General features: G+C 55.4%; 13 protein-coding genes and 1 pseudogene. 6 read left to right on the top strand and 8 right to left on the bottom strand.

Annotation, left to right across the window (positions count from 1 at the left end; genetic code table 11):
• Window positions 1-96: 96 nt before the first annotated feature.
• Window positions 97-879, top strand: a complete 783-nt coding sequence (locus ABQ278_RS10480) for a hypothetical protein (RefSeq protein ID WP_349319542.1) — start codon at window positions 97-99, stop codon at window positions 877-879.
• Here the strand turns inward: ABQ278_RS10480 and ABQ278_RS10475 are convergent.
• From ABQ278_RS10475 to ABQ278_RS10465, 3 genes are all read right to left on the bottom strand, one after another.
• Window positions 876-1406, bottom strand: coding sequence for a cytochrome c family protein (locus ABQ278_RS10475; RefSeq protein WP_349319541.1), 531 nt, complete (start codon window positions 1404-1406; stop codon window positions 876-878). The two genes, ABQ278_RS10480 and ABQ278_RS10475, sit on opposite strands and share 4 nt — an antisense overlap.
• A 314-nt stretch (window positions 1407-1720) precedes the next feature.
• Window positions 1721-2212, bottom strand: coding sequence for a methylated-DNA--[protein]-cysteine S-methyltransferase (locus tag ABQ278_RS10470; RefSeq protein WP_349319540.1), 492 nt, complete (start codon window positions 2210-2212; stop codon window positions 1721-1723).
• A 51-nt stretch (window positions 2213-2263) separates the two neighbouring features.
• The gene (locus tag ABQ278_RS10465) at window positions 2264-3244 is read right to left on the bottom strand and encodes a magnesium transporter CorA family protein (RefSeq protein WP_018083077.1); all 981 of its coding nucleotides are present in this window, start codon (window positions 3242-3244) and stop codon (window positions 2264-2266) included.
• Between the two features lie 275 nt (window positions 3245-3519).
• Here ABQ278_RS10465 and ABQ278_RS10460 point away from each other — a divergent pair, with 275 nt between their 5' ends.
• Together ABQ278_RS10460 and ABQ278_RS10455 are read left to right on the top strand one after the other, a co-directional pair.
• Window positions 3520-4026, top strand: coding sequence for a response regulator (locus ABQ278_RS10460; RefSeq protein WP_349319539.1), 507 nt, complete (start codon window positions 3520-3522; stop codon window positions 4024-4026).
• Window positions 4027-4141: 115 nt separating this feature from the next.
• Window positions 4142-5451: pseudogene (locus ABQ278_RS10455) on the top strand (sorbosone dehydrogenase family protein).
• 54 nt (window positions 5452-5505) lie between these two features.
• On the opposite strand, the gene ABQ278_RS10450 reads toward ABQ278_RS10455, so the two are convergent.
• The 3 genes from ABQ278_RS10450 to ABQ278_RS10440 form a co-directional block, all read right to left on the bottom strand.
• Window positions 5506-5766, bottom strand: a complete 261-nt coding sequence (locus ABQ278_RS10450; RefSeq protein ID WP_018083080.1) for a hypothetical protein — start codon at window positions 5764-5766, stop codon at window positions 5506-5508.
• Between the two features lie 60 nt (window positions 5767-5826).
• Entirely contained in the window at window positions 5827-6819 is a 993-nt protein-coding gene (locus ABQ278_RS10445) for a magnesium transporter CorA family protein (RefSeq protein WP_349319538.1), read from the bottom strand.
• Between the two features lie 80 nt (window positions 6820-6899).
• Entirely contained in the window at window positions 6900-8141 is a 1242-nt protein-coding gene (locus tag ABQ278_RS10440; protein WP_349319537.1) for a serine hydrolase domain-containing protein, read from the bottom strand.
• A 472-nt stretch (window positions 8142-8613) separates the two neighbouring features.
• Between ABQ278_RS10440 and ABQ278_RS10435 the strand changes: the two genes are divergently transcribed.
• From ABQ278_RS10435 to ABQ278_RS10425, 3 genes are all read left to right on the top strand, one after another.
• Window positions 8614-8919, top strand: coding sequence for a hypothetical protein (locus tag ABQ278_RS10435; protein ID WP_349319536.1), 306 nt, complete (start codon window positions 8614-8616; stop codon window positions 8917-8919).
• Between the two features lie 356 nt (window positions 8920-9275).
• On the top strand, window positions 9276-9728 hold the full coding sequence (locus ABQ278_RS10430) for a hypothetical protein (protein ID WP_349319535.1): 453 nt from the start codon (window positions 9276-9278) through the stop codon (window positions 9726-9728).
• 41 nt (window positions 9729-9769) lie between these two features.
• Complete coding sequence (locus tag ABQ278_RS10425) at window positions 9770-10579, top strand: acyltransferase family protein (RefSeq protein WP_349319534.1); 810 nt, start codon at window positions 9770-9772, stop codon at window positions 10577-10579.
• Here ABQ278_RS10425 and ABQ278_RS10420 read toward each other — a convergent pair.
• Complete coding sequence (locus tag ABQ278_RS10420; protein WP_349319533.1) at window positions 10576-11091, bottom strand: dihydrofolate reductase; 516 nt, start codon at window positions 11089-11091, stop codon at window positions 10576-10578. The two genes, ABQ278_RS10425 and ABQ278_RS10420, sit on opposite strands and share 4 nt — an antisense overlap.
• On the bottom strand, window positions 11091-11897 hold the full coding sequence (locus tag ABQ278_RS10415; RefSeq protein ID WP_349319532.1) for a thymidylate synthase: 807 nt from the start codon (window positions 11895-11897) through the stop codon (window positions 11091-11093). Before ABQ278_RS10415 ends, ABQ278_RS10420 begins: the two co-directional genes overlap by 1 nt.
• Window positions 11898-11913 lie beyond the last annotated feature (16 nt).

Here is an 11913-nt window from a genome sequence, read left to right as displayed (position 1 = left end):
TACAATCCAGGCGGTTATTTCTCCGGACGGACTTGCGTAAAACGAGAATATTTGTCTTGATGCTCCGGCAAGTGGTTGTGCTGTCGGGGGGACACGATGAAACTCATCCTGAAATTTGCGATACTATGTTTGTGTCTCGCCTTACCCTCCGTAGCTCAGGCGGGCGCATGGCCACAGGCGCCGGGCGATACGCAGGTTATTATCAGCTACGAACCGGGTCATGCTGACCGGGCGTTTGATCTTTCCGGTGATAAAACTATCAAGCTGAACACTTGGGACCAGACGAACCTTTCGCTCTTTGTCGATCATGGCGTGAGTGAGCGTTTTACCCTCACAGCCAAGGTCAACTTGCAGGATTACAAGGCGGAAGTTTCTGACTTTTCCGGCCTGGGATCGGTTGAGGTTGCGGGGCGCTGGACTGCGCACAAGGGGCGTGATGTCGTTCTGGCTTTTGGCGGCAGTATCGAAGGGCTGGGGCAGGGACGTCGCAGCGATTTCGATGCCTCAACGCAGCAAGGCACGGATGTTGATTTACGGGCCTATGCCGGCAAGAGCTTCCAATGGCTCGGTAAGGATGCCTTTGTTGATCTGCAAGGCGCGCGCCACTTACGCCAATATGAAGCTGATCAATGGCGCGTCGATGCCACAATCGGTATCAAGCCATCGCCGCAATGGATGGTCATGGCGCAGGTTTTCGCCGGTCAGACCGACAAGGCAAGCTGGGGGCAGGCGAAATGGATCAATGCAGAAGTGAGCGTGGTGCGCCACTTCGGGCCAAAGCTCGACAGGAGCGTGCAACTCTCCGTGCGCCAGACCGTAGCTGGTCGTAATGTGCCCGTCGTCAAGGCTGTGATGGTCAGTCTGTGGAAGACTTTTTAGGGCGCGGACGACGTTGAGGCAGAGGTCGGCAAAGGAGGCACATAAGGCGTCGTTTCGAGCTTGAGATAGGCCAGCAGGTTATGGCGCTCGGTCTCGTCCTTGACGCCCTGATAGCCCATCTTGGTGCCCTTCACGACCACTTGCGGCGCGGTGATGTAGGCGTCTAGCGTGTCGAAATCCCAGGTGACATTATGTTCGGTCATGGCTTCGGTGAAAGTATAGCCAGGTCCGGTGCCGGACTTACGCCCGAAGACGCCATAAAGATGGGGCCCGGTCAGGTTCATCTTGTCCGGTGTGATGGTGTGGCAGGAGCGGCACTTGGTGAACAGTTTTTCGCCGGCCGCCAGATCGGCGGTATTATAGGGCGCAGGGAAGGTGGCCTGAATGGCCGCTTTTTCGGAGTTGGTGTAGTCGTGCGGCGCGGCGACGGAGATATCCTGCCCGTCGTCATTATCGGCGGTACGTGGCGCGTTACAGGCGCTAAGAGATGCCGCCATAGCCAGTAAAAGGAAAACCGTCTTTTTCATGTGTCAGCCCCTTGCGATATGTCACCCTTAAGTGAGGCGGAGCGTTTTGGCGACAGCAAAAATGTCGCACCGTTACGATGAAGCGCTGCTGTCGGCCGGCGCGGAGGCCGGTACTTCGCTGGGAGCGGAATCACCCGGTCCGTCATTACAGGCGCTAAGCATGACACAGGACGCAAGGACTATCAGCAAAAGGCGTGCGGGCATGGGAGGCTCCATATAAGAGGCTTTAGTCCACCATATTCCACACTTGCCCTAAGGGCATATGACAATCTTGACTCTGCGCTTTTATGCCGCAACGCTGTGGCAAAACCACCTCAGAACAAAAGCGGCGTCTCGAAATCGAGGAGCTTCTGTTTGAGAGGCAGACCACCGCCATAACCTATCAGAGTTCCGTTTTTGCCGATGACGCGGTGGCAGGGAATGATCAGGGCAATCGGATTTTTGCCGTTGGCGGCGCCAACCGCTTGAGTGGCCTTGGCATCGCCGATGGATATGGCGAGTTCCTGATAAGACCACGTTTCGCCGAAGGGAATAGTGCACAGCGCCTGCCAGACCTTCTGCTGAAAAGGCGTGCCTTTCGGCTTCATGTTGAGATTGAAGCTAGTACGCTTTCGGTCAAAAAAATCATGCACTTGTTGCGTGACATGTCTTAGCTTTTGTGGCGCATGTTCAGCCTTATCGGCGCACGCCATATGGTTTGACATTTCGCCATTGAGAAAGGTGAATTCCAGCAGGGCGCCGTCATCGTCCACCGCGGCGGCGGCCATGCCGACAAGCGTATCAATGTGTGAAAAATAGATTCCCATGAAACGAGCGTCTCATGCAGGCGGGCTGTTCTCAAATCAACACTTTGAGAGCTAGAGCCAGCGTTTATACCGGAAAAAGAGGTACGGCATAACCGCGAACATGATCATGACGGCGATGGCGAACTGATAGCCGTGCGTCCAGTGCAGTTCGGGGATATTGTCGAAATTCATACCGTAGAAGCCGACCACCAGGGTAGGCGGCAGGAAGATGAGTGCCACTACCGAAAATATCTTGGCGATCAGGTTTTGCTCAACATTGATCATGCCCAGGCTGGTCTCAAGCTGGAAGTTGATCTTGTCGTTTAGAAAAGCGGTTTGCTCGGAAAGGGAGCGCGCATCCTTAATGAGGCGCCCGGCGGCGCGGCTTACGGCTGGATTGTCGGGGGAATGGTCATCGCGGAAATAGGTCAGCAGGCGGATCAGGCTATGCACGCTCTCGTTGATTTTGCCGTTAAGATCGGCGCAATGGCCGAGTGACTTCAACACGTCACGCATGATGAGCGAGGGGTTGCCTTTGCGACCATCGAACGCATGGTCATCGAAGATGCGACCCGACAGGCCATCGAGCCCCTTGATGACGCGATCATGGTCAACCGCCACGTCGGTAATGACCAGTTCAAGAAGGCCCTCAAGTATAGACAGGCTGCTGGTGAAGCGTTTTGGATTGAGCAGCAACAGTTCCTGTACGCGCAGAAACGCAGGCGGATCTATATCGCGAATGGTGATCAAAAAATCAGGCGTCAGGATGAAGGTGACCGCACTGGTGGCTGCCTTGCCTTTAGCGGTATCATCGATCAGGACGGCGGTCATGTAGGAACTGCCATCGCGGGTATACATGCGGTTAAGCGCATGGTTGCGCCATATTTCCTCACGCGAGGGCAGGGCGATGTTGAGATTTTGCGGCAGGAGGCGAAGTTCGTCCTCGGTCGGATTGATCAGATCGATCCATATGGGTTCATCGGGCACATCATGCGAAGGATCAAGTTGAACCTCGGCGATCTTACCGCCTACCATATAGAAAACTGTGATCATGCCATGAACCCTGCCCATATCTGTCTTGAGGGCAATCTACAACATAAGGATTTATCAGGCTTTAAGGTTCCTAAAAAGGACGAGGTCCAGAGTGGTTTTGAAAGACTAAGTTGTCCATGTTTTAGCGAATAAGTAATCCACCTGAGGGTATGTTGCTGAAAAATGACCGCTTGAGTTTATGATGCCGCCGCGATTGGGTTGTTTATGATCGCCCAGCGCTGGCTTGCCATCTGTTCATATCAGTCGTTTAATTTAGTCTGCTTATGGATCAAGTCATGCTGCCAGATACGACTGTTCGATGCGCCGCCCCTGAAATCCTGACTCCGGAAACAGCGGCGCCTGAAATATTGGCCAATGTTCTTCTGGTCGATGATCGCAGGGCGGATATCGAGCTGACGCGTGTTTTTCTGCAGGTGCGTGACAAAATACAGTTCAATATGTCCGTGGCCCACAGCGCGCGCGAGGCACTTGAGGCTTTAAAGCAGGTGCATGAGCGCGGAGAGAAGGTCGATCTTTTGCTGCTGGATATCAACATGCCGGGCATGGATGGTTTCGAGATGCTGGCCTGCCTGCGAGGTGATGAAAGCCTGAACAAGGTGGCGGTGATCATGTGTACCGGTTCAACCTGTGATCTGGATCAGTCGCGGGCCCGCGAACTGGGAGCCTCCGGCTATATGGTCAAGCCGGCCTCATTGGTGCAACTTAAGACGATACTGGCAACCCTAACGACTTTCAGGCTTACCCACACGGGCGAGGCAGTGCGCCTGACGCGCGTCGCCTAAACGCCATACCCTATCCTTATAAAGGGTGACACAATAGGCCGTGCATCCTCATGGTCCAAGGCGGTTAATAGGTTCGTACAATAACCGTAACCATCAAACCCGGATTGGCCGCCAAATGAAACTCAAACCCTTCCACCTGCTCGCTTTGAGCCTAGCCCTGACCGCCTGCGGCGAGACGGCAAAATTACAGGTGACGGATGGCGTGGGCGCCAATCCTAAGTTGCCGCAACCGAACAAGACTTGTTCCCAACGGTGAAAATCGCCGACGCTGTGGGCTGGCCTGAAGGTGTAGCGCCAAAGCCGGCGGCCGGGCTGAAGGTCGTGGCCTACGCCCGTGGCCTGGAGCATCCGCGCTGGCTCTATGTCTTGCCCAACGGCGACACGCTCGTCGCCGAGACCAATGCGCCGCCCAAGCCTGACGACGCCAAGGGGATCAGGGGCTTTTTCATGACGATGATCATGAAAAAGGCCGGTGCCGGCCCCGAAAGCCCTAACCGCATTACTCTGTTGCGTGACAGCGATGGCGATGGTGTCGCTGAAACGCGCACGGTCTTGCTGAAGGGGCTCAATTCGCCCTTTGGCATGGCGTTGATCGGCGATCAACTCTATGTCGCCGATACGGATGCGGTGTTGCGTTTCCTCTACCACACAGGTGATACGCTCATTACTGTGCCGGGTATCAAGGTGACGGATTTGCCGGCGGGCACGATCAATCACCACTGGACCAAGAACATCATTGCCCGTCCCGACGGCACCAAGCTTTATGCAACGGTCGGCTCCAACAGCAATGTGGCCGAAAACGGTATGGCGGCAGAAACCGAGCGCGCCAATATTCTCGAAATCGATCTGGCGACCGGCGCGAAACGCATTTTTGCCAGCGGCCTGCGCAATCCAAACGGGATGAGCTGGCAACCGCAAACCGGCGCCTTGTGGACCGTGGTCAATGAACGCGATGAGATCGGCAGCGATCTTGTACCTGATTATATGACCTCTGTAAAAGATGGCGCCTTCTATGGCTGGCCTTACAGCTATTATGGCCAGCACGTCGATGTGCGTGTGAAACCGCAAAGTCCGGAGAAGGTCGCTAGTGCGATAGCGCCTGATTATGCGCTGGGCCCGCATACGGCTTCGCTGGGCCTTACCTTCTATAGCGCCAGCCTTTTGCCGGTCCACTATGCCGGTGGCGCCTTTATCGGACGCCACGGATCGTGGAACCGTAATCCACCAAGCGGTTATGACGTTGTTTTCGTGCCCTTCGACAAAGGTATGCCTTCGGGCAAACCGGAAAGTATCCTTACGGGCTTCCTCGATAAAGAGGGCAAGGCGCAGGGGCGACCCGTTGGCGTAACCATCGATAGCAAGGGTGGGCTGCTGGTCGCCGATGATGTCGGCAATGTCATCTGGCGTGTAACGCCGGCCAGTTGATATAAAAAGGGCGCATCAAACCCATGATGCGTCCTTAGCTTTTTAGTCTGTTGATCAGGAGCGACGATAGCTCTGGTCGGGATCAACGAGATCATCGTTCATGACTTCTTCCGAACCGTCAATAAACACATGTACCGAACCATCTTCCTGATCCTCGACGCGATCGACAATGGCTGGTGCGCCATAGTGTTCGTGCAGTACGGCATCCTGAATGCGATGATTGGGCAAGGGGCGGTCAGCGAACTGAAAATCCGTTGAGGCGAAGACCTCTTCGCCGGTGTTCTTGTCGATCAGATGATAAGCACGAGGGGTCATGATGTTTCTCCTTGGTGAGTTTTAAACTTGCCATGCGCGCCATAAAAAGAAGATACGGAGTTACAGCCAGCCGCGCCGCTTGAAGTAGATATAGGTTATGGTGGAGACCGCGACCATGAGACTAAGCGCCACAGGATAACCGACCTGCCAGTGCAGTTCGGGCATATGGGCGAAGTTCATGCCATAGATGCTGGAAATCAGAGTGGGCGGCAGGAAAAAGACCGCCACGGTCGAGAAAATTTTCGAGATCAGGTTTTGCTCGACATTGATCATGCCAAGCGTGGCGTCGAGCTGGAAGTTGATCTTATCGGCCATAAAGTTGGTTTGGGACAACAAGGCCTCGGCGTCGCTGATCAGCATGTCGAGATCTTCCTGCAGCTCGATCTGATCAGGCCGCGCCGTCTTGCGGGAGAAGATCAGCATACGTTCGAGGCTTTGCAGGCTTTCATGTATCTTGGAATTCAGATCGGCGAGGGAGCCCAGCTTTTGCAGGACGCGGCGCATCAGGATTGACGGATTACCCTGCTTGTTTTCGAAAGCGTGGTCATCAAAAATCCGGCGTGATAGATCATCGACGCCATCGACCAGCAGTTCCATATGCCAGGCCACACGCATGAACATTTCCTGCAGCAGGCCTTCCAGCACATCCGGTCCATTCATGAAGACGGCGGGGTTGTTGAGAAGGCGTTGCTGGAAATGGCTGAAAGAGGTGGGGGCAATGTGACGTATGGTCACCAGACAGCGTTCGGTCAGTATGAAGGTAACCGCACTCGTTTTGGGATGAGTTGAATTGATCTTGTGCAGGATCGCCGCTGTCATGAAGGTCGTGCCGTCTTCCTTGTAAAGACGGTTTAGCGCCTGATTACGCCAGATTTCACCCCGCGTGGGTATAGCTATGCTCAGATGTTCTTTGAGATAACGCTCTTCTTCTGGCATCGGATTTTGCAGATCAATCCACACCGAAGCCCTGCATATGGCGGCACGGTTGTCCTTGGCTCGCGCCAGCAAGGCAGTCTTGAGCGCGCCATCTTCATGATAATAGGCGGTCATCATAGCGCAGGAACCCGAGCGTCAGAACGGCGCAGGTTCAGGTATAGGATCGGAGCTTGAAGCTTTTACGACGCCGCCGGACGTCAGGCCTTGTTCAGGCCGAGGTAAGCGATGCCGAGGCGGCTGGCCTCGGTGCGCAGACCCTTTTGTGCCCCTGAAAAGCCGGGCGCGCCGCCGCCATCGCTGTTGTAGAGGATGGCCACGGTCAGTTTGTTGTCGGTGAAACTACGCAAGTGGCCGGTGAAGCCGTTGATGCGGCCGCCATGTGAGGCCACCTTCAGGCTGTCAAAGGTGCCAAGGCCCTGGCCCAGGCCATATTCCAGCGCTTCGACACCACGCCGTTCATAGGCGGGTGTGCCATTTTTCAGCAGGGTCGGGGTCAACATGGCCTGCAGGCTGGCCGGTTTCAGCACCTTGCCTTCGAGCAGAGCGCAATGCCACAGGCAGAGGTCTTCGGTCGTTGAGCGGATGGCGCCCGCACCACCGGCGAAGCTTGGCGAAATTGGCGTGGCCAGGTCGTACTTGGTGGGCGCGCGAAAATTGGGGCGATAGCCGTTGCAGACCGCGGCCGCCGTGCAGGTCTTGTCGATCTTCGTTTGCGCCAGACCGGCCGGAATGAACAAGCGCTGCTGAAAGAAATCAGCCAGTGCCAGACCTGAGAGCTTTTCCACGATCAGGCCCAGAATGGTGAAGGCGCTGTTGCTATAGAGCCAGGTGGCGCCGGGTTGGGCCTTGTAGAGGGGCTGGCGCGCGCTGATGATCGCCATCAGTTCACTGGCGGTATAGTCACGGCTCTGCGCTTCGGTCAGGATGCTTTGCGCCTGCCCATTGATGTAGTCGCCCATGCCAGACGTGTGGCTGAGCAATTGGCGCAGGGTGATATCGGTGGCGCGTTGGAAGTCCGGCATGAATTTCGCCAGACTGTCATCGACGCTTAAAAGGCCGTCTTCGGCCAGCAGCAGGATAGCGGCAGCGGTGAATTGCTTGGTGATCGAGGCGACGCGGAATTCGGTCTGGGGCGTAACAGCGGCGCTGGTTTCCACATTGGCCATGCCGAAGCCTCTGGAATAGAGCAGAACGCCTGCGCTCATGACGCTGAGCGACAGACCAGGGGTCAGCTTTTTGTCGACCATGGTCTGCGCCAGGGTATCGAGGGTGGGCCATTGCAGGAGGGGGGGCGCCAGCTTCCTGGGTGCGATCGCAGCGATGGTTTCGGCTGTTTTGATCAGGGAAGGGCCGGCGGCATTTCCAGCCAGCGCAGCCAGCATCAAAGCGAGTGTGGAACGGCGTGTCAGAAGCGCCGGATTTTCATGCGTTGCGGTCATAGGCTTACAAAACCAGTAAATATTTCCCAAAATCGCGGACGGTCGTCCTGCGCTTTTGCAAATAAAAAATCGATGGCGAATCCGCCGTCTATACGGAAGAGTTTACGTTAAACGGTAAATAGTTTCAAAATGGTTTTGGTAAACGACAAATTTACGACGGTCATATTTTTGTGAGTGAATACAGGAAGAATGTCGCTATTCAAATTTTGAAGGTCTTGGTGTAGCTTCCTGGCATCTGAGGCGGCGGGAATGACAACGAATGTCCCTGTTATTAGGGCTAAAGGCTTTCAAGGCGCGCCTTGCGCTTCGTGCTGGCGATCGCGATGTCAGCTAAGATGACCTGGCTGACCTGGCAGGTCAGTTTGCAGAGCGATTATCGAGCAGGCGAAGCCTTGTCTTCCTGGAAGTCGGGCGGGATATTGCTTCTGTCGTCGCCTATCTGGGCTGCATTCAGGCCGGCCATGTCGTGCATATGTTTTCAGAGTACGCCGATAGCCAGTTGCAGGCACTAATCGAACGTTACGAGCCGAACTATGTCATCCGGCAGGGTGATCTTGCCGGGGAAGGCTTGACGGCACGGCACAGCCGGACGCTGGGACTTCATCCTGAGCTTTGCCTTCTCCTGTCGACCTCCGGCTCTACCGGCGCACCTAAATTTGTTAAACTGTCCCGGCGCAATCTGGACAGCAACGCTGCCTCTATCGCAGACTATCTGAGCATAGGCCCCGATAACTCTGTCCTGCTCAATCTCAGGCTCAACTATGCTTACGGCCTGTAAGTTCTGAACAGCCATTTGCTGGCAGGTGCGCGGGTCGTTCTCAGTGATACTTTGGTGACGGATGAGGCTTTCTGGGATATCCTGAAAGCGCAAAAGATCACCTGCTTTGCTGGTGTACCCTATAGCTTCGAAGTCATTGCGCGCAGTGATCGTTTGCGCGATTTGCCGGATCTGCGCTATGTCACACAGGCGGGCGGGCGTCTTGATCCAAGACTTGTGCGGCATTTCGCCAATCTAGGCGGCCGGCAAGGCTGGCAATTTTTTGTCATGTACGGCCAGACAGAGGCGGCGCCGCGGATCAGCTATCTGCCACCAGAACAGGCGATGGAGAATGCCTCCTGCAAAGCCTGCCGGACATGGCCCGCAGTTACCATCTGCCCGAGACCCTGTTGCGTGTATATCAGGTCGAAACTGTGCCGCGGCTGGCGAATGGCAAGACGGATTATCAAGCGCTGAACGCTCTGGTTCTGGAAACGACGGGCACCAAGGGCTTGGCGAGAAGCCTCAGTCTGGGTGATGCGGTCAGCCTTGTTTTTTCGATCGCGTTCGTAAAGCGGTTTGGCAGCGAAATGCTTGCCCTGCTCGGTTTCAAACGCACTGATGATATGTCCTTCCGCACGCTTTACGCCGAACTGTTCGGTAAAGCCGTCAGTGAGGCGGATAGTTTTAGATCCCTGGCAGGCGATTCCCTTTCCTATGTGCAGGTGAGTCTGGCGCTCGAAGAGCGGATTGGCTTCTTGCCGGCGGACTGGCAGACGGCCACCATCACAGACCTTCAAAATCGGTATGGCCATGCAGAAACTGTTTAATTACCGCATCCAGACCGATATTCTGCTCCCTCTGGCGGTTCATGTGGCAGATCTTTTGGCCGGCCATGGCGCTGATCCTGTTGGTGTTCGCGCTAAAACGTCAATTTGTCTGGAGCGAGTTCTTCTTCGTCAGTCATTGGTTTACCGCCGACAGCTTCTTTCCCCCCTTTATGCCCTACTGGTATATCCAGGTCATGCTGCAGATATGTCTGGGGCTGATGATACTGTTTGTCGTGCCTGTCGTGCGCGATCTTATCGTTCGTCACCTCTACACAGCGTCATTGTTGTTCTTGCTGGTGTCCGGCATGGTAGTGGTGATTTTCCCTGACATATGGGATACGAGCGCACTCTATGACTGGCTCCCGCATCTTCAGTTGTGGAATTTTGTGATCGGCTGGTTCATCCATGCCAGCCTGGAACGCGCGCAAGGTCAACATGGCTGGATATACCGCCTGACAGCTACCGTAATGGTGCTTCTCTGTGGCTTTAGCCTATTGTGGGGCTCATGGAGTCAATGCCTCATATTTGTCCTGGGCGGTGTACTGCTGTGCTGGGCATCCAGTGTGCCTATTCCGAGGATTTTCTCGCGGCCGGTCATGCTGTGCAGTCAGGCGATTTTCACCATCTACCTGTTGCATGCAATAATGCCGGCCTTAAGTCAAAAGACCTTGTATGCATGGTTCCATATCGACCAACCACTGCTGGATGGCGTTTTGGCCATGATCAGTTGTATAGGGCTGTGGGCGGCCTGGACGGCCGCGAAGCGTGCGTTCCGCGGGCTTGCTTTGCAGGCTGGTGACTTTACCAATCTAAACAAGGACGCTAATGTAAAGCCTCGTTTTACAGCCTAAATCCGCTCGTAAATTTTCAGGGTAAAGTCGTGATCGTCGTTTTCCGTTTTGGCGAATGACTCTTCCGAGGTCACCTTCCAAACTGAGGGATCGATTTTTGGGAAGTGGGCATCGCCCTCGACATCGGCATGGACATGGCTGACATAGATCCGATCGGCCTTCGGCAGGGTCTGTTCATAGACATTGGCGCCACCAATGACACAGATCTCATCGGCACCATCGTCGGCCGCATGTTCGCGAGCGATGTCGAGCGCCTCGAACAGGCTGTTGCAGATAATGCCGCCGTCAGCCTCCATACGCGGATCGCGGGTCAGCACGATATTGAGACGGCCGGGCAGAGGCTTTTTGGGTAAAGAATCCCATGTGGTCGAGCCCATAATGATAGGCTTGAACTGGGTGATTTCCTTGAAGCGCCTGAGGTCTGAGCGCAGGTGCCACGGCAGGCCGCCGTTTTTGCCGATTACGCCGTTGTCGCTCATGGCAACCACGAGGGCCAGTCTTACCTTCGCCATCAGACAGCCACCTTAGCCTTCAGCGCGCCATGCGACTGATAGTTTTCGACAGCAAAATCGGCATAATCGAAGCCGAACAGATCGGTTTTGGGCGTCATAACCAGTTTGGGGAAATCGAACGGCGTGCGCTCAAGCTGGGTCTTCGCCTGCTCCATATGGTTGGTATAGAGGTGGACGTCGCCGTAGCTGTGGACGAAATCGCCGGCTTCCAGCCCGACGGCCTGCGCCACCATATGGGTCAGCAGGGCATAGGAGGCGATATTGAACGGCACGCCCAGAAAGATATCCGCCGAGCGCTGGTAAAGCTGGCAGCTCAGTTTTCCCTCCGCGACGAAGAACTGAAACAGGCAATGACACGGTGGCAGGGCCATGTCGTCGACCTCGGTCGGGTTCCACGCCGAAATAACATGGCGGCGCGAATAGGGATTGGTTTTGAGGTTCTCGACTAGGTTCTTCATCTGGTCGATGACGCGGCCGTCTGGCGCTGCCCATGAGCGCCACTGTTTGCCATAAACCGGGCCCAGGTCGCCCTTCTCATCGGCCCATTCATCCCAGATGGTGACGCCGTGGTCGTGAAGATATCTGACATTGGTATCGCCGCGCAGGAACCACAAAAGCTCGACCGCGATCGACTTGAAATGCACCTTCTTGGTGGTCAGGAGCGGAAAGCCCTGCGACAGATCGAAGCGGATCTGACGGCCGAACAGGCCCAGCGTCCCCGTGCCGGTGCGATCCGAACGGGCAAAGCCATTGTCCATGATGTCGCGCACCAGATTGAGATACTGATATTCGGGGTGATCAAACATGGCGCTTACTTTATAC

Origin of the sequence: Asticcacaulis sp. MM231 (assembly GCF_964186625.1) — a bacterium.
GTDB lineage: Bacteria > Pseudomonadota > Alphaproteobacteria > Caulobacterales > Caulobacteraceae > Asticcacaulis.
Note: the sequence above shows the minus strand (reverse complement) of the source record. Positions and strands in the feature narration are given on the sequence as shown.

What these genes read in the sequence shown, in the direction of transcription:
- ABQ278_RS10430 (WP_349319535.1), top strand. Translation starts at nt 9,276, where the DNA reads ATGGCCCGCAGTTACCATCTGCCCGAGACCCTGTTGCGTGTATATCAG.
- ABQ278_RS10465 (WP_018083077.1), bottom strand. Translation starts at nt 3,244, where the DNA reads ATGATCACAGTTTTCTATATGGTAGGCGGTAAGATCGCCGAGGTTCAA.
- ABQ278_RS10475 (WP_349319541.1), bottom strand. Translation starts at nt 1,406, where the DNA reads ATGAAAAAGACGGTTTTCCTTTTACTGGCTATGGCGGCATCTCTTAGC.
- ABQ278_RS10470 (WP_349319540.1), bottom strand. Translation starts at nt 2,212, where the DNA reads ATGGGAATCTATTTTTCACACATTGATACGCTTGTCGGCATGGCCGCC.
- ABQ278_RS10450 (WP_018083080.1), bottom strand. Translation starts at nt 5,766, where the DNA reads ATGACCCCTCGTGCTTATCATCTGATCGACAAGAACACCGGCGAAGAG.
- ABQ278_RS10420 (WP_349319533.1), bottom strand. Translation starts at nt 11,091, where the DNA reads ATGGCGAAGGTAAGACTGGCCCTCGTGGTTGCCATGAGCGACAACGGC.
- ABQ278_RS10460 (WP_349319539.1), top strand. Translation starts at nt 3,520, where the DNA reads ATGCTGCCAGATACGACTGTTCGATGCGCCGCCCCTGAAATCCTGACT.
- ABQ278_RS10440 (WP_349319537.1), bottom strand. Translation starts at nt 8,141, where the DNA reads ATGACCGCAACGCATGAAAATCCGGCGCTTCTGACACGCCGTTCCACA.
- ABQ278_RS10435 (WP_349319536.1), top strand. Translation starts at nt 8,614, where the DNA reads ATGTTTTCAGAGTACGCCGATAGCCAGTTGCAGGCACTAATCGAACGT.
- ABQ278_RS10445 (WP_349319538.1), bottom strand. Translation starts at nt 6,819, where the DNA reads ATGATGACCGCCTATTATCATGAAGATGGCGCGCTCAAGACTGCCTTG.
- ABQ278_RS10480 (WP_349319542.1), top strand. Translation starts at nt 97, where the DNA reads ATGAAACTCATCCTGAAATTTGCGATACTATGTTTGTGTCTCGCCTTA.
- ABQ278_RS10415 (WP_349319532.1), bottom strand. Translation starts at nt 11,897, where the DNA reads ATGTTTGATCACCCCGAATATCAGTATCTCAATCTGGTGCGCGACATC.
- ABQ278_RS10425 (WP_349319534.1), top strand. Translation starts at nt 9,770, where the DNA reads ATGTGGCAGATCTTTTGGCCGGCCATGGCGCTGATCCTGTTGGTGTTC.